22 protein-coding genes are annotated in these 23,345 nt (G+C 74.0%); 8 read left to right on the top strand and 14 right to left on the bottom strand.

What is annotated here, in order from left to right; translation table 11 throughout:
* Positions 1–21: 21 nt before the first annotated feature.
* On the top strand, positions 22–1,677 hold the full coding sequence (locus N0B34_RS12525) for a DHA2 family efflux MFS transporter permease subunit (RefSeq protein ID WP_263731732.1): 1,656 nt from the start codon (positions 22–24) through the stop codon (positions 1,675–1,677).
* 96 nt (positions 1,678–1,773) lie between these two features.
* Here N0B34_RS12525 and N0B34_RS12520 read toward each other — a convergent pair whose 3' ends face one another.
* From N0B34_RS12520 to xseA, 7 genes are all read right to left on the bottom strand, one after another.
* Positions 1,774–3,207 (bottom strand): class II fumarate hydratase, encoded by a 1,434-nt coding sequence (locus tag N0B34_RS12520; protein WP_263731731.1) that lies wholly within the window; start codon positions 3,205–3,207, stop codon positions 1,774–1,776.
* A 105-nt stretch (positions 3,208–3,312) separates the two neighbouring features.
* Entirely contained in the window at positions 3,313–3,483 is a 171-nt protein-coding gene (locus N0B34_RS12515; protein ID WP_263731730.1) for a hypothetical protein, read from the bottom strand.
* Positions 3,484–3,509: 26 nt separating this feature from the next.
* Positions 3,510–3,740, bottom strand: coding sequence for a hypothetical protein (locus tag N0B34_RS12510; RefSeq protein WP_263731729.1), 231 nt, complete (start codon positions 3,738–3,740; stop codon positions 3,510–3,512).
* 97 nt (positions 3,741–3,837) lie between these two features.
* Complete coding sequence (locus tag N0B34_RS12505; protein WP_263731728.1) at positions 3,838–4,479, bottom strand: carbonic anhydrase; 642 nt, start codon at positions 4,477–4,479, stop codon at positions 3,838–3,840.
* Entirely contained in the window at positions 4,476–5,402 is a 927-nt protein-coding gene (locus N0B34_RS12500) for a carbohydrate kinase family protein (protein WP_263731727.1), read from the bottom strand. Before N0B34_RS12500 ends, N0B34_RS12505 begins: the two co-directional genes overlap by 4 nt.
* The gene (locus N0B34_RS12495) at positions 5,399–5,725 is read right to left on the bottom strand and encodes an exodeoxyribonuclease VII small subunit (RefSeq protein WP_263731726.1); all 327 of its coding nucleotides are present in this window, start codon (positions 5,723–5,725) and stop codon (positions 5,399–5,401) included. The genes N0B34_RS12500 and N0B34_RS12495 overlap by 4 nt, the downstream gene beginning before the upstream one ends.
* 19 nt (positions 5,726–5,744) lie before the next feature.
* A complete protein-coding gene (gene xseA / locus N0B34_RS12490; protein WP_412175751.1) occupies positions 5,745–7,076 on the bottom strand; it encodes an exodeoxyribonuclease VII large subunit in 1,332 nt (443 codons plus the stop codon).
* A gap of 187 nt (positions 7,077–7,263) precedes the next feature.
* On the opposite strand from xseA, the gene N0B34_RS12485 reads away from it, so the two are divergent.
* Positions 7,264–8,316 carry a 4-hydroxy-3-methylbut-2-enyl diphosphate reductase gene (locus N0B34_RS12485; RefSeq protein ID WP_412175750.1) on the top strand — a complete coding sequence of 351 codons (1,053 nt, stop codon included), beginning with the start codon at positions 7,264–7,266 and terminating at the stop codon, positions 8,314–8,316.
* An 89-nt stretch (positions 8,317–8,405) separates the two neighbouring features.
* On the opposite strand, the gene N0B34_RS12480 is transcribed toward N0B34_RS12485, so the two are convergent.
* Positions 8,406–9,791: a DNA recombination protein RmuC gene (locus N0B34_RS12480; protein ID WP_263731725.1), complete on the bottom strand. Its 1,386-nt coding sequence runs from the start codon at positions 9,789–9,791 to the stop codon at positions 8,406–8,408.
* 120 nt (positions 9,792–9,911) lie between these two features.
* On the opposite strand from N0B34_RS12480, the gene N0B34_RS12475 reads away from it, so the two are divergent.
* From N0B34_RS12475 to ychF, 3 genes are read left to right on the top strand one after another with little or no spacing between them, the layout of a single operon-like run.
* The gene (locus tag N0B34_RS12475) at positions 9,912–10,766 is read left to right on the top strand and encodes an ABC transporter ATP-binding protein (protein ID WP_412175739.1); all 855 of its coding nucleotides are present in this window, start codon (positions 9,912–9,914) and stop codon (positions 10,764–10,766) included.
* Positions 10,736–12,298: a hypothetical protein gene (locus tag N0B34_RS12470; RefSeq protein WP_263731723.1), complete on the top strand. Its 1,563-nt coding sequence runs from the start codon at positions 10,736–10,738 to the stop codon at positions 12,296–12,298. Before N0B34_RS12475 ends, N0B34_RS12470 begins: the two co-directional genes overlap by 31 nt.
* An 18-nt stretch (positions 12,299–12,316) precedes the next feature.
* Positions 12,317–13,393 (top strand): redox-regulated ATPase YchF, encoded by a 1,077-nt coding sequence (gene ychF / locus N0B34_RS12465; RefSeq protein ID WP_263731722.1) that lies wholly within the window; start codon positions 12,317–12,319, stop codon positions 13,391–13,393.
* 10 nt (positions 13,394–13,403) lie between these two features.
* Here ychF and N0B34_RS12460 read toward each other — a convergent pair whose 3' ends face one another.
* The 4 genes from N0B34_RS12460 to N0B34_RS12445 form a co-directional block, all read right to left on the bottom strand.
* Complete coding sequence (locus N0B34_RS12460) at positions 13,404–14,618, bottom strand: hypothetical protein (protein WP_263731721.1); 1,215 nt, start codon at positions 14,616–14,618, stop codon at positions 13,404–13,406.
* A gap of 102 nt (positions 14,619–14,720) precedes the next feature.
* Positions 14,721–16,283: a protease pro-enzyme activation domain-containing protein gene (locus N0B34_RS12455; protein WP_263731720.1), complete on the bottom strand. Its 1,563-nt coding sequence runs from the start codon at positions 16,281–16,283 to the stop codon at positions 14,721–14,723.
* Between the two features lie 57 nt (positions 16,284–16,340).
* A complete protein-coding gene (locus N0B34_RS12450; protein ID WP_263731719.1) occupies positions 16,341–17,423 on the bottom strand; it encodes a tellurite resistance/C4-dicarboxylate transporter family protein in 1,083 nt (360 codons plus the stop codon).
* A gap of 10 nt (positions 17,424–17,433) precedes the next feature.
* On the bottom strand, positions 17,434–17,820 hold the full coding sequence (locus tag N0B34_RS12445) for a VOC family protein (RefSeq protein ID WP_263731718.1): 387 nt from the start codon (positions 17,818–17,820) through the stop codon (positions 17,434–17,436).
* Positions 17,821–17,914: 94 nt separating this feature from the next.
* Between N0B34_RS12445 and N0B34_RS12440 the strand changes: the two genes are divergently transcribed.
* Together N0B34_RS12440 and N0B34_RS12435 are read left to right on the top strand one after the other, a co-directional pair.
* A complete protein-coding gene (locus tag N0B34_RS12440) occupies positions 17,915–19,159 on the top strand; it encodes an MFS transporter (protein ID WP_263731717.1) in 1,245 nt (414 codons plus the stop codon).
* Between the two features lie 13 nt (positions 19,160–19,172).
* Positions 19,173–19,712: a DinB family protein gene (locus tag N0B34_RS12435; RefSeq protein ID WP_263731716.1), complete on the top strand. Its 540-nt coding sequence runs from the start codon at positions 19,173–19,175 to the stop codon at positions 19,710–19,712.
* A 24-nt stretch (positions 19,713–19,736) separates the two neighbouring features.
* Here the strand turns inward: N0B34_RS12435 and N0B34_RS12430 are convergent, their stop codons facing one another.
* Positions 19,737–20,369 carry a DedA family protein gene (locus N0B34_RS12430; protein ID WP_263731715.1) on the bottom strand — a complete coding sequence of 211 codons (633 nt, stop codon included), beginning with the start codon at positions 20,367–20,369 and terminating at the stop codon, positions 19,737–19,739.
* Positions 20,370–20,430: 61 nt separating this feature from the next.
* Positions 20,431–22,155 (bottom strand): ABC transporter family substrate-binding protein, encoded by a 1,725-nt coding sequence (locus N0B34_RS12425; RefSeq protein WP_263731714.1) that lies wholly within the window; start codon positions 22,153–22,155, stop codon positions 20,431–20,433.
* 205 nt (positions 22,156–22,360) lie between these two features.
* Here N0B34_RS12425 and N0B34_RS12420 point away from each other — a divergent pair, with 205 nt between their 5' ends.
* On the top strand, positions 22,361–23,344 hold the full coding sequence (locus tag N0B34_RS12420; RefSeq protein ID WP_263731713.1) for an ABC transporter permease: 984 nt from the start codon (positions 22,361–22,363) through the stop codon (positions 23,342–23,344).
* Position 23,345: the final 1 nt, after the last annotated feature.

The raw sequence follows: 23,345 nt of genomic DNA, 5'->3' as shown, positions 1-23,345 counted from the left end.
CCAGCCCCTGAGGAAGGTCCCATGTCCCGCAACGGGCAGTCCACCGCCGCGCCACGCGCGCTCGTCGACCTGCACGGGCGCAGCCCGTGGAGCATCCTGCCGGCCCTGTGCCTCGGCTTCTTCATGATCATGGTCGACACGACGATCGTGAACATCGCCGTGCCGACGCTGGTGAAGTCGTTCGGGGCCGACCTGACCACGGTCGGGTGGGTGAACAGCGCCTACCTGCTGACGTTCGCCGTGCTGCTGCTGGTCACCGGCCGGATGGGGGACACGTTCGGCCCCAAGCCGGTGTTCATCGCCGGCCTGGTGGTGTTCACGCTGTCCTCGCTGGCGTGCGGTCTGTCGGGGTCCATCGGCCTGCTGATCGCCGCCCGCGCGGTGCAGGGCATCGGCGGCGCGCTGATGACGCCACAGACCATGTCGATGATCACGCGCGTCTTCCCGCCGCAGCAGCGCGGTGCCGCGCTCGGGATCTGGGGCTCGGTGGCCGGTGTCGCGACGATCACCGGCCCGCTGCTCGGCGGGATCCTGGTGGAGTCGGTCGGCTGGGAGTGGATCTTCTACGTCAACGTGCCGGTCGGGCTGGTCGCCCTCTGGTTCGCCCTCACGCGGCTGCCGTCGCTCGAGCGGCACGTGCGCTCGGTGGACCTGCTCGGCATGGTGATGTCGGTCGGCGGGATGTTCCTGCTGGTGTTCGGCCTGCAGGAGGGGTCGACGTACAGCTGGGGCACCATCCGCGGACCGGTCACCGTCTGGGGCGTGATCGGCGTCGGGGTGGCGGTGCTGCTGGTCTTCGGCTGGCTGCAGGTGCGGCGGGGCGAGGAGGCGCTGCTGCCGATGCGGCTGTTCCGCAACCGGAACTTCCTGCTGGCCAACGTGTCCGGCGCGGCGGTCGGCTTCGCGATGATCGGCATCTTCTTCCCGTTCACGCTGTTCCTGCAGGAGGTCGCCGGACTCTCGCCGCTGCACGCGGCGCTGGTCGGGCTGCCGTCCTCGCTGGTGTCCGGGGTGGTGGCGCCGATCGCCGGTCGGCTGTCCGACCGCATCCCGCCCAAGTGGGTGGTCACCTTCGGCTTCGTGATGTTCATCGTCTCGATCACCTGGGTGTCGCAGTGGATCGACCCCGACCGCTCGCCCTGGCGGCTGCTGCTGCCCATGGCGTTCTTCGGGCTCGGCACGTCCTGCGTGTTCTCCCCGCTCGCCAACCTGGCGACCAGCGGCCTGGACCACCGGACGGCGGGCGCGGGTGCGGGCGCGTTCAACACCAACCGCCAGATCGGCGGCGTGATCGGGTCAGCGGCCATCGTGGCGATGCTGACGTCGCGGCTCGGTCACACGGTGCCGGCGGCGGCGAAGGACGCGGCGGCGTCGCTCCCCGAGGCGGTGCGGGGCCAGTTCCTCGACCGGTTCTCGCACCTGTCGGGATCCGCGTTCTCGTCCGGGTCCGCCTCCGCCCCGCAACTGCCCTCGTCGGTGCCGCCGGCGGTCGCCGACCAGATCAAGGCCGCGGCGCTCCAGGCCGTGCACCACGGCTTCGCCACCGCCGTGGCGGAGACGATGCTGCTGGCGGTCGCGGTGTTCGCGCTCGGGCTGGTGTCCGCGCTGCTGATGCACGGTCAGCGCGCGCAGCGGCGCAGCGTGCCGGACGAGGCGCCGGCGGCGGCTGCGGCCTGAGGGGTCCGCTGGCGGCACGGCTGCGGGCCGGAGAGGCCCGGCCGCCGAACGGCCGCGGCCCGGCGCCCTCTGCGGGCGGCCGGGCCGCAGCTGCGCTCAGCGGGTCTGCGGCGGCCTCGTCATCGCCAGCACGTCGAGCGCCGTGTCGAGCTGCTCCTCGGTGACCTCTCCGCGCTCGACGAAACCGAGGTCGATCACCGACTGGCGGACGGTGATGCCCGCCTTGACGGCGTGCTTGGCGATCTTCGCGGCCGCCTCGTAACCGACCACCCGGTTGAGGGGCGTGACGATCGAGGGCGACGACTCGGCGAGCGCGCGGGACCGCTCGACGTTCGGCGTGATGCCGTCCACCGTGCGGTCCGCCAGCACGCGGGAGGCGTTGGACAGCAGGCGGATGGACTCGAGCACCGCCGAGGCCATGACCGGCATCTGCACGTTGAGCTCGAAGGCACCGCTCGCACCGGCCCAGGCGACCGTCGCGTCGTTGCCCACCACCCGGGCCGCCACCATCAGCGTCGCCTCGGGCACCACGGGGTTCACCTTGCCGGGCATGATCGACGACCCGGGCTGCAGGTCCGGGATGGCGATCTCGCCCAGGCCCGTGTTGGGGCCGGAGCCCATCCAGCGCAGGTCGTTGCAGATCTTCGTCAGGCTCACGGCGATGGTGCGCAGCGCGCCCGACAGCTCCACCAGCCCGTCCCGGGCGCCCTGCGCCTCGAAGTGGTTGCGCGCCTCCGTCAGAGGCAGGCCGGTGTCCTCCCGCAGCAGGGCGATCACCCGCTGCGGGAAGCCGGCCGGTGTGTTGATGCCGGTCCCCACGGCGGTGCCGCCCAACGGGACCTCGGCGACCCGGGGGAGAGCGGCCTGCAGGCGTTCGACGCCGTACCGGATCGCGGCGCCGTAGCCGCTGAACTCCTGGCCGAGCGTGACGGGCGTGGCGTCCATCAGGTGGGTCCGGCCGGACTTCACCACGTCGGCCCAGGCGGTGGCCTTCGCCTCGAACGCCGCCGCGAGGTGCTCGAGGGCGGGCACCAGGTCGCGCACCACGCCGGCGGTCGCCGCGACGTGCACGGAGGTGGGGAACACGTCGTTGGACGACTGCGAGGCGTTGACGTGGTCGTTCGGGTGGACCTCGCGGCCCAGCGCCCGGGTCGCCAGCGTGGCGATCACCTCGTTGGTGTTCATGTTGGAGCTGGTGCCGGAGCCCGTCTGGTAGACGTCCACCGGGAAGTGCTCGTCGTGCGCACCCGAGGCCACCTCGTCGGCTGCGGCCACGATCGCGTCGGCGACGTCCCCGGCCAGCACGCCGAGCTCGACGTTGGCGCGCGCGGCGGCCTTCTTGATGCGGGCGAGCGCCTCGATGTGACCCCGCTCGAGGGTGCTGCCGGAGATCGGGAAGTTCTCCACCGCGCGCTGCGTCTGGGCGCGGTACAGGGCGTGGGCGGGGACGCGCACCTCGCCCATCGTGTCGTGCTCGATGCGGAAGCCCGCGTCCGCGGGCACGGCGGCACTGCCGGTGGTGGGGGTCATGGACCCATCTTGCCGCAGGCGCCGCAACGGCCCACGACCGCGCCGCGAGGACGGCGGTGGCCGCGGCGGACCGGCGTGGAGACCGGTCCGGCCGCGGCCGTCGGGTCAGCGCCCGCCGCCGAGGGGCCGCAGGGCGTCGAGGGCTGCCGTCAGCACCTGCTGAGCGCGGTCCACCACGTCGGCGGCCGACGACTGCGCCTCCAGCACCACCTGGCCGATCTCGATCGCCCGCTGCAGCGCCCGCGCAGTCGGCGGCGTGCACCGCGCCTGGTCCACCGCCGTCGCGCGGTCGACCAGGGCCTTCAGCGCTGTCGGTCCACCGTCGGGTGCGCCCGCACCAGCTGCACCTCGTCCACGGCACCCCAGGCGCCGCCGGACAGCGAGCCGGTCACCGTCACCGTGACGGCGCCGTCGGCACCGACCTGCACCGGGACCGACGGGTGCGACCACTGCTGCCACCCGGTCAGCGCGAACGGCGCCGAGGTGACCCGCCCCGGGGGACGACGTCGCCAGGGCTGCCGGGGACTGTACACGTTCCCCAGTCAGCGGCGCCCTGGCGACGATCGAGAGGTGAGATCTGTGCGGGTATTCAGGCTGTGCACGCGCACAGTGTGCGCGGATCAGCCCAGGTCAGTCGAGGCGGCCGACCGTCTCCACCAGCTTCGCGCGGCCGTCCTCCAACGTGTACTCCACGGCGACGATCGCGCAGCTGCCGTCGGCCGTCCGCCGGGACAGCACCGCCGAGTAGTCGTTCAGCATGTGCGCGGTCTGCCGCACGTGCTCGTGCCCGAGCTCTGCGGCGTCGAAGGAGTCGAGCGGCTTCCCGGTGCTGGTGAGGCCGACGATGCTCGGGATCACCCGGTCGACCACCGCCCGGACGAACCCCGGCGCCTGCTCACCGCTGGCGAGCGTCTTGGCGGCGGCAGCCACCGCCCCGCACTTGTCGTGCGCCAGCACCACGACCAGCGGCGTGCCGAGCACCTCGACGCCGAACTCGATCGAGCCGAGCACGGTGGTGTCGATCACGTGGCCGGCCGTCCGCACGACGAACGCGTCACCGAGCCCCTGGTCGAACACGATCTCGGCCGCGACCCGGCTGTCCGAGCAGCCGAACACGACGGCGAACGGCTGCTGGCTCGAGCTGAGGGCGGCACGGTGCGCCGCGTCCTGCGACGGGTGCACCATCTCGCCTCGCACGAACCGCTCGTTGCCCTCGAGCAGCGCGGCCCAGGCCTCGCCGGGCGTCGTCGGTCGGTCGGTCGTGCTCGTCATGCGTCCACCTCCGCGGCAGTCGGGGGATTGGCCCCGGCCCGCGAGACGGTGATCGCGGCGATCCGCGCGCACCGCTCGAGCACAGCCGTCAGCGTCCCCTCGTCGATCTGGTGCAGCGCCTCGCGCCGGTCGGCGCCCAGCAGCCCGGCCGTCCACAGGCCGTCGATCAGGCCGCTCATGAACGAGTCCCCGGCACCGACCGTGTCCGCCACTGTGACGCGTGGAGCGACGATCTGCACCCGGAGACCGGTGGACGTGACGGCGAACGCACCCTCACCCCCGTGCGTCACCACCACGACGGCCGGTCCGGCCTTCGCCCAGCGGGCCGCGACGTCGTCCGGCGCCTCGTCGGGGTGCAGCCAGAGCAGGTCCTCGTCGCTCACCTTGATCACGTCGGCCGCGGCCACGAGGGCGTCCACCACGGGCAGCGTCACTGCGGGCGAGCCCATCAGCGCCGGACGCATGTTGGGGTCGTAGCTGATGGTGGACGTGGCGCGGCGCGCCTCGACCAGTCGCGCCACGGCGGCACCGCCGGGCTGCAACGTCGTGGCGATCGAGCCCGTGTGCACCACGATCGGGTCGACGTCGTCGCCGTCCCACGTCGCGGGCAGGTCCCACTCCAGGTCGAACTCGTACGTCGCGGCACCCGTCGCGTCGAGACGGGCGAGGGCGACCGGGGTGCGGGTCGCGTGCACCGGTGCGGTGAGCACGTGCACCCCGGACGCGACGAGGTGCTCACGGACGCGGTCGCCGTAAGCGTCGGGCGCCAGCCACGTCAGCAGGTCCGCCTCGCGGCCCAGCCGGGCGAGGCCGAGGGCCACGTTCGCGGGACTGCCGCCGGGGTGCTCCTCACGGCTGCCGTCCTCGCGCACCACCACGTCCACCAGCGCCTCGCCGATCACCAGCGCCCGTGCGTCGTTCACTCGTCGTCCCCGCCCTCGTCGTCGGTACCGGCCTGCTGCTGCGGCCGCTCGTCCTGCACGCCGGCCGCGCCGGCCGTACCCGTCTGACCTGCGCCTCGGGGTGCCGCCGCGGTGGCCAGGCGCTCCCGCGCACCGTCGAGCCACTGCTGGCACCGGGCGGCCAGCGCCTCGCCGCGCTCCCACAGCGCCAGGGCCTCCTCGAGGGAGCCGGCGCCGCTCTCGAGCCGCGCGACGACGGCCACCAGCTCGTCCCGCGCCTGCTCGTACCCCAGGCCCTGCACGTCGGCGTTCGGATCGGTCGGCGGTACGGCTGGCTTCGGCACGGGAGAAGTCAACCAGCCCTCACCGACGGGGCGTGCGAGGGCGCGTGCCCGCCCCGTCCGGCTGCGTAGCCGTCGCGGGCGTCGAGACCGTCACCGCGAACCGACCGCGGGCCACGCGGACCGCGAGCGGATCGCCGTCGGCCACCTCCGCCGGGTCGCGCACCACGGCGCCGTCGGCGCGCTGCACCACCGCGTACCCGCGGTCGAGGGTCGCCGCGGGTGACAGCGCGCGCACCTGTGCGGCGAGCCGCGCCGTGGCGATCCCCGCCTCGGCGAGCGCAGCGCCGACGGTCCGGCGGCCGTGGTCCACCAGCCGGTCGAGCGCGAGCTGGTGCGGTTCGACCAGGGTGACGGGACGTGCCAGCACCGGCCGCCCACGCCAGTGGTCCAGCGTCGACTGCTCACGGGTCAGGCGCCCCAGCACGGCCGCGCGGGCACGGTGGCGCGCCTGCGTCAGGCGGGCGCGTTCCTCGGTGACGTCGGGGACCACCCGCTTCGCGGCATCCGTCGGCGTCGAGGCGCGCCAGTCGGCCACCAGGTCGAGCAGGGGAGAGTCGAGGTGGTGCCCGATCGCGCTGATCAGAGGCGTGCGGCAGGCGGCGGCTGCGCGCACCAGGGCCTCGTTGCTGAACGGGAGCAGGTCCTCGAACGACCCGCCGCCCCGCGCGACGACGATGACCTCGACCCGGGGGTCGGCGTCGAGCTCGGCGATCGCGGCCGTCACCTCGGGCACCGCGCGAGGGCCCTGGACGGTGACCCGGCGGATCTCGAACTGCACCGCCGCCCAGCGGGCCCGCGCGTTGGAGACCACGTCGTGCTCGGCGTCGCCCTGCTGCGCGCACACGAGGCCGACCACCGCCGGCAGGAAGGGCAGCGGCCGCTTGCGGTCCTCGTCGAACAGGCCCTCCGCCCCGAGCACGCCCTTGAGGTGCTCGATCCGCGCGAGCAGCTCGCCCAGGCCGACCAGCCGGACGGCGTCGGCGGCGAACGTCAGCTCGCCCCGCTTCTCGTGGTACCGGGGCCGGGCGTGCACCACCAGGTGCGAGCCGTCGGACAGCCGGTCGGCGACGGAGGCGATCGCGCCGGCCGGGACGGTGACGGACAGCGACATGTCGAGGTCCGTGTCCCGCAGCGTCAGGAAGTACAGGGAGTTCCACCGCTTGAGGTTGAGCACCTGTCCCTCGACCCACACCGGCGGCATCCGGGCGATGTAGTCGGCGATCTTCGGCGCGAGGTGGCGGACCGGCCACGGGCGGTCCGGCGTGGTGTCTGCGGCGCGGAGGGGGAGCGGCCCGCGGGCCGTCAGGTCCGGGCCCTGCGGGCGGACGGTGCCGCCGGGCGGTGGGAACACGGCGCGCTCCGCTGCCTGGTCCGCCGCCCGATCGGCCGATGCGCTCACGGTCACCAGACTGCCCCATGCCGCCCACGGCACCTGCACGCGTCCGCCGCCGGCCGCCCGGGGACGGTCCCGAGCCCCGACCTAGACTGGTGCGGTGAACCCCCACCGTCCGTCCGTCGACCGTGCCGTGGAACCGGCCGTGGAACCGGCCGTGCCCGACGCCGGTGCGGCGACCCGGTCGTCCGACGTGGCCCGGCGTGTGCTGCTCGCCTCGCCGCGTGGGTACTGCGCGGGCGTGGACCGCGCGGTGGTGGCCGTGGAGAAGGCGCTCGAGCACTACGGACCGCCGGTGTACGTGCGCAAGGAGATCGTGCACAACCGGCACGTGGTCGACACGCTGGCGGCCCGCGGGGCCGTGTTCGTCGCGGACACCGACGACGTCCCGGAGGGTGCCCGGGTGGTGTTCTCCGCGCACGGTGTGTCCCCGGCGGTGCGCGCCGCGGCGGCCGCTCGTTCGCTGCGCACGATCGACGCGACGTGCCCCCTGGTCACCAAGGTGCACAAGGAGGCGGTGCGGTTCGCCGACGACGACTTCGACATCCTGCTGATCGGTCACGCCGGGCACGAGGAGGTCGAGGGGACGTCGGGGGAGGCGCCGGAGCACATCCAGGTGGTCAACTCCCCGGACGACGTCGACGCCGTCGAGGTGCGCGACCCCGAGCGCGTCGTCTGGATCTCGCAGACCACCCTGTCGGTGGACGAGACGATGGAGACCGTCCGACGGCTGCGTGAGCGGTTCCCCGCGCTGCAGGACCCGCCGAGCGACGACATCTGCTACGCGACGCAGAACCGGCAGGTGGCGGTGAAGAAGATGGCGCCGTCGTGCGACGTCGTCGTGGTGGTCGGTTCGGCGAACTCGTCGAACTCGGTGCGGCTGGTCGAGGTGGCGCTCGAGTCGGGCGCCCGCGCGGCGCACCGGATCGACACCGCCGCGGAGATCGACCCGGCATGGGTGGCCGGTGCGACGACCGTGGGCGTCACCTCCGGCGCCTCGGTGCCGGAGATCCTGGTCAGGGACGTGCTGACCCGTCTGGCCGAGCTCGGCTTCGGCGACGTCGAAGAGGTCCGCACCGCGACCGAGGACCTGATGTTCTCGCTGCCGCGGGAGCTGCGTGCCGACCTGAAGGCGGCGGGCGCCGAGACGCGGCCGGCACGCGAGGGCCGGCGCTCGCTGGACGTCCAGGGCGTCTAGCGTTCGTCCGACGTGGGGCCGGTCCGCTCGGTCGCGGCACGTCGGTCCGGCCGTGCGGGCCGTTCACCCGACACCGCGGCCGCCCGGGTTCAGCCCGCGACCTCCGTCGGGCCGGCGTGCGGGGAGGCCGCCTCGGCGCGCAGCGCGGCGGCATCCCGGCGACCGTCCTCCTCCGCGAGCGCGGCCTGCTCCAGCACCACCAGCCGCTCGTCGGTGGAGGCCAGCAGCTCCGGTGCGGTCAGCGTGGTCAGGCGGGGGTCGACCGGCGCGGGTGAGGGCAGCTCGGCGTCGGTGACGTGCAGGTCGGCGAACCGCCGGGCGCTTACCAGGACCCGTGTCTCGAGGGAGCCGACCGTCTGGTTGTAGGCCGAGGCCGTCGCGTCGATCGCCCGGCCCAGGCGCGCGAGGTGCGAGCCCATCGTCGCGAGCCGGCCGTGCAGCTCCTTGCCCAGCGACAGCACCGCCTGGGCGTTGGCGGCCAGCGCGTCCTGCTTCCAGGCGTAGGCGACCGTCCGGAGCAGGGCCAGCAGCGTGGAGGGGGTCGCCACCACGACGTGCCGGTCGAAGGCGTACTCCGCCAGGCCCGGGTCCTCGTCGAGCGCGGCGTGCCAGAAGGCGTCGGCGGGCACGAACATCACGACGAACTCCGGTGCCGGGGCGAACTGCTCCCAGTACTGCTTGGCCGCCAGGTCGTCGACGTGCCGGCGCACGTGCCGGGCGTGGTCGCTCAGCCGCGCGGCCCGCACGGTGGGGTCCGACGCCTGCGCGGCGTCGAGGAAGCCCAGGAACGCGACCTTCGCGTCCACCACCACGTTCTTGCCGCCCGCCAGGTGCACCACCAGGTCGGGCCGCAGCAGACCGTCGTCGGTGCGGACGTTCTCCTGCTCGACGAAGTCGACGTGCGGCAGCATCCCGGCCGCTTCGACCACCCGTCGCAGCTGGACCTCGCCCCAGCGGCCGCGCACCTGGGACGCGCGCAGGGCGGTGACCAGCTGTGCCGTCTCACCGCGCAGCTGCTCGGACACCGCGTGCATCGCGCGGACCTGCTCACCGAGCGCCGCCTGGCCGGCGGCGCGGCCCTGCTCGGCGAGCTGGAGCTGCTCGCGCACCTGGTCCAGCGTGCGCCCGACGGGTTCGACGAGGGCGCGGACCGCCTGCTCGCGCTGCGCCAGCTCGCCGACCTGGGTCTGGTGCTCGGCGGCCAGCCGTTGGTGCGCCAGCGCGAGGAACTGCTCGCTGCTCGCGGCCAGGGCGTCGGCGGCCAGCGCCTTGAACCGTTCCGCCGCACGCTCGTCGTCGGCGCGGGCGGCCGCCGCCGCCGTGCGCTCCGCCGCCCAGCCCGCCTCCGAGCGAGCCGCCGAGACCTCGGCCGCCCGGACGCGGGCTGCTGCCCGGGTGCCCGCCCCCACCCAGCCGAGGGCCGCCCCCAGCACGACCCCGACCGCCAGTCCCAGCAGCAGCGCGCCCACGTCCATGCCGCCAGGGTGCCGCCGACCACCGACATGCCGGTCGCGGCGCGCACGGCGGCCGTCCCCCGTCCCTCCACCGGGGCGCGGCTGCGCCAGAACCCCGGACCCGAGTAGGTGCCCGCACCTATGCTGACGCCCGTGCCCGACGGCAACCAGGGGCCGCAGCTCCCTCCCGACCCACGACCGCCGCTCGCCCCTGCGCAACCGCTCGCCGAGCCCCCGGCACTGGTGCTGCGCGGCCTGTGGCGGCGGTTCGGCAGCACCATCGCGGTCGCCGGTCTGGACCTCGACGTGCCGACCGGGTCCTGCTACGGCCTGGTGGGCCCCAACGGCGCCGGCAAGACGACCACGCTGCTGATGGCGACCGGCCTGCTCCGCCCCGACTTCGGCAGCGTGTGGGTGCAGGGCGTCGACCTGTGGGCCGATCCGCTGCGGGGCAAGGCGCTGCTCGGCGTGCTGCCCGACGGCATCCCGCTGTTCGACCGTCTGACCGGCGCGCAGGCGATCACGTACGCCGGTCTGCTCCGCGGCCTCGACCGCGACACGGTGGCCGCGCGCACCGCCGACCTGCTCCGCACGATGGACCTGCAGCGGGACGCGGACACGCTGGTGGTCGACTACTCGGCCGGCATGACGAAGAAGATCGCGCTGGCGTGCGCGATGGTGCACGCGCCCCGGCTGCTGGTGCTCGACGAGCCGTTCGAGGCGGTCGACCCGGTGTCGGCGGCGAACATCCGGGACATCCTCGCCGCCTACGTGGCGGCCGGTGGCACGGTGATCGTCTCCTCGCACGTGATGGACCTGGTCCAGCGGATGTGCGACCACGTCGCGGTGATCGCCGGCGGCCACGTGCTGGCCGCGGGCACGGTGGACGAGGTCCGCGGCGGCGGCACGCTGGAGGACCGCTTCGTGCAGCTGGTCGGCGGACGTATCACGGGCGGGGGACTGGCGTGGTTGGGCACCTCGTCCGCCTCAAGCTGAGGCTGCTCGCCAACGGGCTGAAGCGGAGCGCCTGGCAGGTGGTGCTCATGGTGCTCGCGCTGCTGTACGGGCTCGGCGTGCTGGTCACCGTGACCGGTGGCCTGGTCTACGTCAGCACCCAGGCGCTGGTGCTTCGCGAGCTGGTGGCCGTCATCGGCGGCGCCGCACTGGTGCTCGCGTGGTGCGTGGTGCCGCTCGTCGCGTTCGGCGTCGACGCCACGATGGACCCCGCACGCTTCGCGCCCTATCCGATCCGGCGGGCGCACCTGCTCACCGGCCTGGCGATCTCCGGGCTGGTGGGCGTGCCCGGGCTGCTGACGGTGCTCGCCGCACTGGGGTCGGCGATCCTGTGGTGGCGCGAACCGGCGGCCCTGGTCGCGAGCCTGCTGGGCGCCGTCCTCGCGGTGGCGACCTGCGTCGCCGGATCGCGTGCGCTGACCACCGCGCTGGCTCGGTTCGTGGTGCGGCGGCGGGTGCGCGAGCTCGGCGCCGCCCTGGTGCTCATCCCGATGATGTTCATCGGCCCGGCGATGTCCGGCCTCACCATGGGCGCCTCCCGCATCCGTGCGGCCGACACGGCGCCGGTGGTGCACGCCGTGGGCTGGACGCCGTTCGGGGCGGCCTGGGCCCTGGCGCCCGACGTGGCGTCGGGGCGCTGGTGGCAGGCGCTGGCGCGGCTGGTGATCGCCCTGGCCACGGTCGCGGTGGCGGTGCTCGTCTGGGACCGGTCGTTGGCCAGGGCCCTGGTGGACCCGCCGCACGACGTGGCCGGACGGCGTCAGCGCGGGCTCGGCTGGTTCGCCCGCGTACCGGCCAGCCCACGCGGTGCCGTGCTGGCCCGGTGCCTGACCTACTGGGTCCGCGATCCCCGCTACGCCATGGCGGTCGTGGCCGTGCCGATCTTCCCCGTGCTCTTCGCCGTGCTCGGCATCGGCAGCGGCCTGGTGCTGGCTACGGGTCCGCTCGCAGGGTTCCTGCTCGGCTGGTCGATCTCCTCCGACATCAGCTTCGACGGTGCGGCGTTCTGGGTGCACGTCGCCGCGGGGGTGCGCGGCGGGGTGGACCGCGTGGGCCGGGTGCTCGCCGCCCTGGTGCTCGGCGTACCGGTGGTGACGGTCATGACGGTCGCGTGCGCGCTGTTCCTGCATCGACCTGACGCGGTCGCGCCGCTGCTCGGCAGCGCACTGGGCACTCTCTCCACGACCCTCGGGGTCTCGTCCGTCGCCTCGGCACTCGTCGTCTACCGCGTGCGGAAGGCAGGGGAGAACCCGTTCTCCACGCAGCAGGGCGCCACGGTCCCCGCGATGCTCACGCAGCTCGCCGGCTGGACGGCGGTCGGGCTGCTGTGCGCGCCGGTCACCGTGCTCGCCGTGATGTCGGTCGCGGGGCACCGAGAGGGGCTCGGCTGGGTGACCCTCGCGGTGGGCCCGACGGTGGGTACCGCACTGATGGCGCTCGGCGTGCGGCTCGGCGGTCGGACCCTCGACCGCACCGCTCCCGACCTGCTCCGCCGGCTGATCGCGATGGCCTGACCCGTAGACTCTCCCGCCGTGGCGCTCACCATCGGCATCGTCGGCCTGCCCAACGTCGGCAAGTCCACCCTCTTCAACGCACTGACCCAGGCCCAGGTGCTCGCCGCCAACTACCCGTTCGCGACCATCGAGCCCAACGTCGGCGTGGTCCCGCTGCCGGATCCCCGGCTGACCGAGCTTGCCCGCGTGTTCGGCTCCGAGCGGACGATCCCGGCCACCGTGTCGTTCGTCGACATCGCCGGCATCGTCAAGGGTGCGAGCGAGGGCGAGGGGCTGGGCAACAAGTTCCTGGCCAACATCCGCGAGGCCGACGCGATCTGCGTGGTGACCAGGGCGTTCGCCGATCCGGACGTGGTGCACGTCGAGGGTCGCGTCGAGCCGCTGGCCGACATCGAGACGATCCACACGGAGCTGGCGCTCGCGGACCTGCAGACGCTGGAGAAGGTGGTGCCGCGCCTGGAGAAGGAGGTGCGCCTCAAGCGGGTCGACGCCGCATCCCTGGCTGCGGCGCAGCAGGCGCAGTCGGTGCTCGAGGAGGGTCGTCCGCTCTCGCTGGCCGACGGGGTGGACGTGGCAGCGCTCGCGGAGTTCGGCCTGCTCACGACGAAGCCGTTCATCTACGTGTTCAACACCGACGACGAAGGTCTCGCCGACACCGCGATGCAGCAGCGGCTGCGTGCCGCCGTCGCGCCCGCCGACGCCGTCTTCCTCGACGCGAAGTTCGAGGCCGAGCTGGTCGAGCTCGAGCCGGACGAGGCGCGCGAGATGCTCGCCGCCAACGGCCAGGAGGAGTCCGGGCTGGACCAGCTGGCCCGCGTCGGTTTCCACACCCTCGGCCTGCAGACGTACCTCACCGCCGGCCCCAAGGAGGCCCGCGCGTGGACCATCCACCAGGGCTGGACGGCGCCGCAGGCCGCCGGGGTGATCCACACGGACTTCCAGAAGGGCTTCATCAAGGCCGAGGTGATCAGCTACGTGGACCTGGTCGAGGCCGGGTCCGTCGCGGCGGTGCGCGCTGCCGGCAAGGCGCGGATCGAGGGCAAGGAGTACGTGATGGCCGACGGCGACGTGGTGGAGTTCCGCTTCAACGTCTGAGCGCACGCCCTCATGACGCGGTGCGCTGCACCTCGACCTGCGGGTACGGCGAGGACCCGGCGAGCAGCGGTTCCGGCGTCCCGCGCGCCACGTGGTCGACGAACGCGGCCAGGTAGGCGTCCGTGATGCTCAGCGCCTCGTCGCCGTCGATGGGCCCGAGCCCGACGAGGAGCCGGATCGGCGCGGCCAGGTAGTAGGCGCCGTAGTCGCTGAAGTTGAAATGCCGAGCCCCGTCGAGCTGGAAGCTCCAGACGGGCCCGGTGCTGGCGGCCAGCAACGTGCGGGCCGCGTCGCGCGCGGACTGCTCGTCGGCCGTGCCCGGCCGGCAGGTGCCCGTGATGCAGGAGCCCTGGCTGCCCAGCAGCATCATGGGCTTCTGCAGTCCGGACTGGACGACCGTGCCGAACTGGGTCCCGTCCAGGTCGGCCGCGCCCGCGCACCGCGGGTCGTCGTGGCAGGCCTGCAGCGCGGCCGCGCCGCCGAAGGAGTGACCCAGGTACACCGTGGCGGCGGCGTCGACGTGACCGGCGAACCGGCCGGTCGTATCCAGCGCCGCGACCCGGGACGCGGCGAAGCGGTCGTCGGCCGCCCACACGCTGACCAGCCGGTCGGCGGACAGGCGCATGGCGGCCGCGTCGGACTCCTGCAGGCCGCCGGCGGGTGTCGCGTCCACCGGCCGTCCGTCCAGCACGGTCAGGTGGGCGCTGTAGGTGGGGGTGATCCCGGCGACCAGGTATCCGTGGCTCGCCAGGTTCTCCGCGAGCGTGGTGTATTGCGGCGCGGCGAGACCCAACCCCGGTTCGAGCACGACGACGGGGAACCGACCGGCCGCGGCGGGGGCGTCGGCGACGGCGTGCACCCGGACGTGGTCGAAACGGGTCTCACCCAGCCCGAGCGGGCCGTGCAGGTGCAGCCCCGCCCATGCGCCCGGGGTGTAGCGCGCAGGTGCCGCGCCCGGGGCCGGTGCGGCCGGGTACCAGAGCCACGCGGACAGCTCGCGTGGCATGCCCGGTCGCGGGGCGAGCGGGTCGGTGCGGGCGTCGTCCGTCCAGTCGACCGTCGTCCGGCCGACGGGATACCGGCCGGTCGGGGCGGGGAGGGCGACCTCCTCCTGCTGCCGGACCGTCACGTAGCCGACGTACCCGCCGAGCGCCACCACCAGCACGATCGCCAGGACCAGCAGGGCCCTCAGCGTTCGGCGCAGCCCTCGACGGTGGGTTCGCATCCACGCTGCTGCGGGTGGTGGCACGTGCATCGAACCTCCCTGCCACGTGGTGGGGCCGTCATGAGCCGTGCTCGGACGATCCCATCGTTCAGGGATCTCCGGTCAAGGGTGCGCCGCGCGGAGCCTGTCCAGCAGCGCCTGGCCGTCGGGGACGCCCAGCCCGGTGCACGGGTCCCAGCCGGGGCCGGCGGAGTAGGCGCCGTTCGTGCCGGACGTGATGTCGCGCAACCCGCCCGTCGGCGCGCCCGCATGCGCGCCCGCGTACAGCTGCGGGCCGAGCGGACCGGGCAGCCTTCCCAGCCCTTCGGCCAGGCGGCACACGAGTGCCGCCCACAGCGGCGCGACGGCGCTCGTCCCCCCGATCACGGTGTCCGTCCCGTCCACCCGGACGTCGTACCCGGTGGCGGGGTCCGCGTCCCCCGCGACGTCGGGCACCCCACGCCCCGGCCGGCCGGTCGCGGCGTTCGCCGGGACGCCGACACCGGACTGCCACACGGGCGTCGGGTAGACGTCGCTCACCCCGCCGCCGGTGCCGCCCTTGCCGGCGCCGTGGAACCACACCGTCTCGCTGGTGACGGAGCCGGCGGCGTCGGCGTGCAGCGTGGTGCCGCCGCAGCCGAGCGCCTGCGGGCTGGAGGCGGGGTAGTCGACGTGCGGGCGGCCGTCGGTGGCGTTGTCGTTGCTGCCGTCGTCACCCGAGGCCACGCACACCGTGACGCCCAGGGCGCCGGCGTCCGCCATCGCCTGGTCCATCGCGGCCCGGGCCTGGGCGGTCCACTGGTCCTCCGACTGCCCCCAGCTGATGCTCACGGCGGCAGGGGTCGGGCTGGCGTGCACCGCGGTCGCCAGCGCGTCGAGGAAGCCACGGTCGGTGTTCGGTGCGAAGTGCACCACCAGGTCAGCGCCGGGGGACAGCGCGCCCGCGACCTCGATGTCGAGCATCACCTCACCGTCGGCCCCGGACGGGTTCCCGTCCGGGGCGTTGGTCGCGCCGTCCACACCGACGGCTGTCACGGTCGGCGGGGAGGTCACTCCGACGCGGGACCAGTAGGCGGCCAGGTCGGCGTCGGTGTAGCCGCCACCGAGCTCGAGGACGGCGAGCCGCTGCCCGGCGCCGGTGGTCCCGGCGGGGAACCGGTAGACGGTGCCGAGCTGCTGCGGGGTGAACGCCCTGGCGCCGGCGGCGGCGGGTCGAAACCGGGTCCTCGCCTGGGGCCTGTCGTCCAGCCCCAGGACCGCGACCACCACGCCGGCCAACGGGCCGGGCACCGACAGCTCGCCGGTCCGCTGCCGGTGCGTGACGGTGCCGGCACCGTCCGGTGCCGGCGACTCCACGAGCCCGAGGGACGTGCCGAACACCCGTTCCAGCGTCTGCAGGCTGCCCTGCGCCTGGATGCGCCGAGAGGCGGCGTCCTCGGCCGTCACGGTGACACCGGCCGCTGCCAGCGTGCGGCGCACCAGCTCGAGGTCCTGCGGGTCCGCGCCGGCCGTGGAGGCGAGCTGCTCGCGGCTCATCGGCGCACCACCGGGCGGGGGCAGCTCACCGCGTCGGCGCAGCACGAGCGTGACCGCCACCGTCGTCGACGGCTCCGGACCGCCGACAGGCCGGGCGTCGGCCACCGGGTGCCGGGTGCTGCCGGGCAGGGAGTGTCGTTCCTCGCTCATGCCCGCACCCTCCCTCCGCGCACCCACACCCGCCACCCCGGGAGCCGGCCCGCGGTCTCAGCGTGTGGCGATCCCTGGTTCCTCGTCCCGCGGTGCGAGCGCGCCGACGACGACGCTCAGCCACACGTGCCGCAGCATCGCGACGAGCACCACGACCCAGGCGGCCAGCGCCACCCACAGCTCCACGCGCCCGACCATGCCCACCACCGGCAGCTGGTCGGCCTGCCCGAGGTAGATGCCCGCGACGCCGTACATGCCCAGCGGGAACACGATGCTCCACAGCGTGGCGTCGTACGGCAGCGGCAGCCGCCGGACGACGTGCCGCCACCAGCCGGCGGCGACCAGCGCCGGGATCAGCCAGGTGGCGAACGCCCACAGCACCACCGTCAGGCCGGCGATCAGGCCTCGCGTGGCCTGCACCATCGGCGCGTCGGCCATCTCGACGATGCGCGCCCCGGCCAGCACAGAGATCGCGAGGGCGCCCATCGACACCCAGTAGGGCGCCGTGAGGTCCTCCGGCCCGAACCGGTAGAGCATCAGCCGCAGCGCGACGAAGATCCCGGCGGCCGCATAGAGGAAGACCCCCACCGACCACGACGTGACGGCGAGCACCGCCAGCTCGCGGCGCCCGGTATCGAAGACGGGTTCGATGGTCGCCGCGGCGATCGCGACCGACTGGCTGGCGACCACCCAGATGAACCACGTGCCGTTCGCGTCCGCGACGATCGGACGCTGCTGCCGACCCAGGGCCGCGGTCCACGGGACGACGTACCCGAGCACCAGCCACGAGGCGCCCGAGACGGCCAGCAGCGCGGCGGTCGCGGCATGGTGGCCGTCGGCCCCGAGCCGGACGCCGAGCACGTTGGTGGCCGCGACGAAGGTGAAGAAGCCGAAGGCGCGTCTCGGGTCGTTGAAGTCGTCGCTCACGGCGCGCCGGTAGGCGACCAGGCGCCAGACGGTGAGGACGACCAGCACGGCGTAGCCGGCGGCCGTGACCGCCAGCAGGGCGTCGGAGACCACGACGAACCCCTCGAGGCGCATGCCCACGGAGATGATGCCGGTGGCCATGACCAGGGCGAAGTACCCGGGGGTCAGGCCCTCGACGGCGCCGCTCACCCGGCCGCCCAGCTGGCTGGTCACTCGCCGCACGCTACTGGGAGGCGATCTCCCAGACCGTGCCGGTCGGGTCGCGGAACGCGGCCGTGCGCGGGCCCCACGGGCGGTCCATCGGCCCGTTGAGCAGGGTGACGCCGCGGCGCTCGAGCTCGGCGCACATCGCGTCGACGTCCGCGACCTTCAGCGTCAGCTGGCTGCGCACGCCGGCCTCCGGCGGGGCGATCGGCGCCGGTCCGACGAGCCCTGGCGCCTGCGACACCGCGAGCAGGTTGATCAGCGTGTCGCCGAGCTGGAACACGGCGGAGTTGCCGTCCTCGAAGACGACGGGCAGCCCGAACACGTCGGTGTAGAAGCGCTTGGCCTCACCGAGGTCCTCGGCGAACAGGGTCAGGGCGAAGATCGGTCCCGGCCACTCGCTCATGCGTCCCCCTGGGGTCGTGGTACACGGTCGTCGCCTGCTGGCGGCCAGGCCTACCTTGGCACCCGGTGGCGACGTCGTCACGAGGGGGGTCGGCATGGCGGGCACGACGGGGCACCGGCGTCGGTGGCTCACCCGCAACCTCGTCGTCCTCACGCTGGTCTCGCTCTTCCAGGACACGGCCAGCGAGCTGCTGTACCCGCTCCTCCCCGTCCTGGTGACCGGCGTGCTGGCGGCGCCACCCGTCGTGCTGGGAGTGATCGAGGGCGTGGCCGAGGGCACGGCGGGGCTGGCCCGGTACGTGACCGGTCGCTGGTCGGACCGGGCGGGGCGCGTGCGGTTCATCGGCGCGGGCTACGGTCTCGCCGCGGTCGGCAAGGTGCTGGTCGCGGCGGCCGGGGCGTGGCCGACGGTGCTGGCCGGCCGGACGGTCGACCGTCTGGGCAAGGGTGTGCGGTCGGCACCGCGGGACGCGCTGATCGCGGCGTCGGTCCCGTCGGAGAACCTGGGCCGGGCCTTCGGCTTCCACCGCGCGGGCGACACCCTGGGAGCCGTGGTCGGGCCTCTGCTGGGCCTGCTGGCGCTGTCGGTGATGGGCGGCAACCTGCATGCCGCCCTGTGGTGGGCGGTGGTGCCCGCGGTGCTGTCCGCCGGCCTCGTCGTGCTGGTGCGCGAGCATCGGGCACCCGCACCCGCCCCGGCCCGACGAGGCCCCGCCCCGGCCGGACCCGCCCCCCTACCGGCGCGACCCGTCGCGGCATCCGCGGCGCCGTCCCGCCCGCTGCCCGCGGCGTACTGGTGGGTGGTCGGTGTGCTCGTCGTCGTCGCCCTGGTCAACTTCTCCGACACGTTGCTGCTGCTGCGCGTCTCGGAGCTCGGGTTCGGCACCACGCAGGTGGTGCTCGCCTACGTGCTGTTCAACGTCGTCTACGCGGTCGGCTCGTACCCCGCCGGTGCGCTGACGGACCGTTGGCCGCGGGCCTACGTCTACGCGGTGGGCCTGCTGGCGTTCGCGATCGGCTACGTCGGCCTCGCCCTGGTCGGCAAGGGTCCGGCCGTCTTCGTCCTGCTGGCCGTCTACGGCCTGTTCCCGGCCCTGACCGACGGTGTGGGCAAGGCGTGGATCTCCTCGCTGGTGCCGGCGGAGCACCGCGGCCGTGCGCAGGGCGCGTTCCAGGCGCTGAGCAGCGGGGCCGTGCTCGTGGCCGGCCTGTGGGCCGGGCTGCTGTGGGACGCGGGACGCGGCAGGGGAACCGTGCCGCTGCTGGTCTCCGGTGCGGGAGCCGTGATCGCGGTCCCGGTGCTCGCGGCATTGCGCTTCCGCGCGAGGCCGCGTCCGTGATCTGGTGGTCCGCATGAGCGACATGTGGACCGTTCCGGAGCTCGACCCGCGCACGTACGCGAACCCCGTCGGCGAGCTGGCGACCTACCGGGAGTACCTGACCAACTACCGCCTCACCATCGAGCTGAAGTGCCAGGACCTCGACGCCGAGCAGCTGGCGCGCCGGTCTGTGCCCCCCAGCACGCTGAGCCTGCTCGGCCTGGTACGGCACCTGGTCGGCGTCGAGAACCACTGGTTCCACCGCGTCCTCGACAGGCACCCGGAGGACGAGTCGATCTACCTGACGCCCGAGGACCGCGACGCCGACTTCAACGGTGCCGTCGCCGACGACGCGGTGGTGGCGGACGCCTTCACCACCTGGAAGGCGGAGATCGATCGGTCGGACCGCTGGCTGGACGCCCTCGACGAGAGCCGCCTCGGCGACACGGTGCCGCACCGTGACGGCACCGTCTCGGTTCGCGACGTCCTGGTGCACCTGATCGAGGAGTACGCCCGCCACGCCGGCCATGCCGACCTGCTGCGGGAGTGCATCGACGGGCGCACCGGGCAGTAGGCCGGGCACCCGGGCGGGCGGGTCTCAGTCGGCGGCGGGTGCGTCCTGCGAGCGTCGCTCGGTGAACCGCTTGCGCAGGTGCCACACCACCAGGCCGACGAGGACGATCCCGAGCACGACCAGGGCCGAGTCCGTCCCCAGCTTCTTCTCCACCGCGGCGTAGGAGGCGCCGGCGAGGTAGCCGACGGTGACGACGACCGACCCCCAGATGATCCCGCCCGCGGCGTTGAACGGCAGGAACACCCGGTACGGCATGCGCGCCAGGCCCGCCAGCGCCGGCATCACCGCCCGGAAGAAGGCGACCCACCGGCCGAGCAGCACGGCCCAGCCGCCGCGCCGGGCCAGGAAGTCCTGCGCCTGCTCGATGCGCTCGCGCCGACCGTGGAGCAGCTTCGATGCGAGCACGCGCGGTCCGACCAGCCGTCCGACCTCGTACCCGACGCTGTCGCCGACGATCGCGGCCACGATCACCACCGCCAGCACGGCCGCGAACGCCACGTGCCCCCGGTGCGCGGCGACGCCGCCGAGGATCGCCGCGGTCTCGCCCGGCAGCACGAAGCCGACGAACAGCGCGTCCTCGGCGAACACCACGAGCCCGACGACGAGCAGCACGGCCCACGGGGCGGCACCGAGCACCTGGTCCAGGAAGGCCGTCATGCCGCGACGGTATCCGGCGATCGGGAGATCGGCCCGGTGCCGCCCACGGCCGGACGCACCGTCAGCCGGTGTAGCCGACGTCCTGCCAGCGCACGTCCTGGAACTGCGACGGGCCGTAGTTGGCCAGGTCGGAGCGGACCACCCACGTCGACGGCTCGACGAACAGCGGGACCATGGTGAACAGGTCCAGCGCACGCTTGTCGACGTCCGCGGCGAGCGTCAGCCGCTTCGCCGGGTCCAGCTGGGCGTTCAGCGCGTCCCAGTCGCTGCCGAGGGTCTTGTCCGTGACGCCGCCGTAGTTGGACCCGGAGTCGGCGGGGTAGAAGTACGCCTCGGCGGTGGCGATGGGGAACGCCCCCGCCACCCACGCGAACGACGTCACGTCGAAGTTGCGCTTGTTGTCCGCCGTGACGTAGCTGCTGAAGAAGTCGCTGCCGGGCACCGTCTGGACGCTCACGTCGAACCCTGCGGCCTTGGCCTCCTGGCTGACCAGCTGGGCGATCGTCGCGACCGCTGCGGCGCCCTGCGGGACCACGAACCGGGCGGTCAGCCGGGTGCCCCCCTTCGTCGCCACCCCGTCCTGCCCGATCGTCCAGCCCGCCGCCTGCAGGGTGCTGCGTGCGTCCGTCGCGGACCCGGTGAGCACGCCTGCCGTGTGGTCGGCGTACCCCTTCTGCCCGGGGACGAAGATCACGCTGCCGAGCGTCTGCACCGGCGCCCCGACCGGTCCGAGCACCGCCTGGGCCAGCACCCTGCGGTCCACCGCCTGGGCGAACGCCTTGCGGACCGCCGGGTCGGCGAACACGCCCGCGGTGCCGTTGAGCGTCAGCTGCCGCGCCACCGTGCCGCCGGACTGCTCGACGGTGGTGCCCTGCCGGGCTCGCGCCGCGGTCAGCACGTCCGGCATGCCCATCACGTCGACCGCGTCCAGCTCCTGGTTGGCGAAGCTCTGGCCGAGGCTGTCCCGGGACACCGTGCGGAACACGACCGTGTCCAGCCGCGCGGGGTCGCCCCACCACCGGGGGTTGCGGCCGAGGGTGACCACCCCGGCGTTCGTGTCGATCGAGCGCACGACGAAGGGCCCCGCGGAGACGTACGTCGTGCCGTCCGCCGCGAACGGACCGTTCTTCCACGCCGAGGCGAAGTGCGCCGGCGTGTCCACCGCCCACGACGGGTACACGCTGGACAGCAGCGCAGGCCAGTCGGCATCGATCTTGGCGAACGTGATCAGCACGTCGCGGTCGTCGTCCCCGCGCGTCACCGACTTCACGTCCTGCCACACGGCCGTCGACGCCGGCGTGTACGCCGAGTTGGTGCCGTTGAACGCCTGCCAGCTCGCGGCGAGGTCGCGCCAGCTCATCGGGGTGCCGTCCGACCACGTCGCGGCCGGCGCGATGCGCAGCTCGACCACCTCGGGGTCCTGCGACGTCACGGTCAGCGAGGCGGTGTAGTCCGGGTTCGGCGACCAGCTGCCGTCCGCCTCGATCCGCACGAACGAGGGCAGGTAGAGGTTGGAGATCCGCTGCAGGTCCAGCGAGGAGTTCGGGTCGTTGAGCTGGTAGGTCTGCGGCAGCGCGTCGACGCTGAGCGTGAGGGAGCCGCCGTCGCGCACCTGCTCGCGTGGCACGGCTCGCCACGCCGTGCCCGGCAGTGCGGCGGGCGTCGCCACGCCGGTCGTCCCGGTGGTCGCGCGCGGGGCCGGTGATCCGGCGGTGCACCCGGCGAGGCCGAGCAGCACGGCGACGAGGCCCGCGCACAGCCGTGCGGTCGTCCTGGGGTAGGCCATGGTCCTCACATCGTGTTCAGCGCCGAGACGTGGCGAACGTGCACCCCTGCGTGGTCATCATGTCGTCCGGCGAGCCCCGGGCCAACCTCTGGACGAGGACGGGTTTCGGATACGGAGTGCCTGGTGGGCGCGGCGTGTCGCACCTGTCCGGTTCGTCCCGGCGTGGTCGGCGCCGCGGCAGCGGCCCGGTGTTAGCGTCGGCGCGATGCTCCGGTTCCTCGTGCGCCGGGCCGCGGGCTACGGGGTGCTGGCGACGGTCGCGACGGCGCTGGGCTACGTGCTCGCCAGCCTGACGCTGCACCCGGCGGCGCGGTACGCGGGTCGGACCCCGCCCGTGCCCCCCTCGGTGGTGCACGCGGAGCTCGCGACGCTCGGCGTGGACCCCGGGGTCCCGGTGCCGGCCCGGCTGTGGCACTGGCTGACCGAGCTCGTCACGCACGGCTCCCTCGGGCTCAGCGTGCGAGGTGTCCCCGTGACCGCCGAGATCGCCGCCCGAGCCGGCACCAGCCTGCGGCTGCTGCTGGTCGGCAGCCTGCTCGGCGCGCTGCTGGGGGTCGTGATCGGGACCTGGGGCGCCTCCCGTCAGTACCGCTGGCCGGACCGGGTGACCACGGTGGGCTCGTTCGTGCTGCTGGCCACCCCACCGTTCGTCCTCGCCGTCGTGCTGATGACCCTCGCGGTGCGGCTCGACTCGGCCGCGGGTCGCACGCTGGTGCCGTTCACCGGGGAGTACACGCCGGGCCTGGGCGGCGGCTGGCCGACGCAGGTGGGGGACCGGGCCGCGCACCTGCTGCTGCCGACCCTCTGCCTCGCGCTGGGCACGTCCGCGACGTGGTCCCGGTACCAGCGCGCCGCGATGCTCGACGTGCTCGCGGCGGACCACGTCCGCACGGCGCGGTCGATGGGCCACACCCGCCGGTCCGCGCTGTGGCGCCACGGGGTCCGGGTGGCACTGATCCCGATGTCCACGTTCTTCGCGTACTCCTTCGGACTGATCCTGACCGGGGCGGCGATCACCGAGCTGGCCTTCAGCTGGCACGGCATGGGGGAGTACCTGGTCCGGTCGGTCGTGGACGACGACGTGAACGCGGCGGCCGGCACGGTGCTGTTCACCGCCGTCCTGGTGCTGCTCGCCGGCGTCCTCGCCGACGTGCTGCACGCCGCCCTCGACCCGCGCGTGCGGACCTGAC

Source organism: Cellulomonas sp. SG140 (assembly GCF_025770785.1).
GTDB lineage: Bacteria > Actinomycetota > Actinomycetes > Actinomycetales > Cellulomonadaceae > Cellulomonas.
Note: the sequence above shows the minus strand (reverse complement) of the source record. Positions and strands in the feature narration are given on the sequence as shown.

What these genes read in the sequence shown, in the direction of transcription:
- N0B34_RS12480 (WP_263731725.1), bottom strand. Translation starts at nt 9,791, where the DNA reads ATGGACGTGGGCGCGCTGCTGCTGGGACTGGCGGTCGGGGTCGTGCTG.
- N0B34_RS12425 (WP_263731714.1), bottom strand. Translation starts at nt 22,155, where the DNA reads ATGGCCTACCCCAGGACGACCGCACGGCTGTGCGCGGGCCTCGTCGCC.
- N0B34_RS12445 (WP_263731718.1), bottom strand. Translation starts at nt 17,820, where the DNA reads ATGAGCGAGTGGCCGGGACCGATCTTCGCCCTGACCCTGTTCGCCGAG.
- N0B34_RS12435 (WP_263731716.1), top strand. Translation starts at nt 19,173, where the DNA reads ATGAGCGACATGTGGACCGTTCCGGAGCTCGACCCGCGCACGTACGCG.
- N0B34_RS12440 (WP_263731717.1), top strand. Translation starts at nt 17,915, where the DNA reads ATGGCGGGCACGACGGGGCACCGGCGTCGGTGGCTCACCCGCAACCTC.
- N0B34_RS12505 (WP_263731728.1), bottom strand. Translation starts at nt 4,479, where the DNA reads ATGACGAGCACGACCGACCGACCGACGACGCCCGGCGAGGCCTGGGCC.
- N0B34_RS12455 (WP_263731720.1), bottom strand. Translation starts at nt 16,283, where the DNA reads ATGAGCGAGGAACGACACTCCCTGCCCGGCAGCACCCGGCACCCGGTG.
- N0B34_RS12420 (WP_263731713.1), top strand. Translation starts at nt 22,361, where the DNA reads ATGCTCCGGTTCCTCGTGCGCCGGGCCGCGGGCTACGGGGTGCTGGCG.
- N0B34_RS12460 (WP_263731721.1), bottom strand. Translation starts at nt 14,618, where the DNA reads ATGCGAACCCACCGTCGAGGGCTGCGCCGAACGCTGAGGGCCCTGCTG.
- N0B34_RS12430 (WP_263731715.1), bottom strand. Translation starts at nt 20,369, where the DNA reads ATGACGGCCTTCCTGGACCAGGTGCTCGGTGCCGCCCCGTGGGCCGTG.
- N0B34_RS12520 (WP_263731731.1), bottom strand. Translation starts at nt 3,207, where the DNA reads ATGACCCCCACCACCGGCAGTGCCGCCGTGCCCGCGGACGCGGGCTTC.
- N0B34_RS12475 (WP_412175739.1), top strand. Translation starts at nt 9,912, where the DNA reads ATGCTGACGCCCGTGCCCGACGGCAACCAGGGGCCGCAGCTCCCTCCC.
- N0B34_RS12525 (WP_263731732.1), top strand. Translation starts at nt 22, where the DNA reads ATGTCCCGCAACGGGCAGTCCACCGCCGCGCCACGCGCGCTCGTCGAC.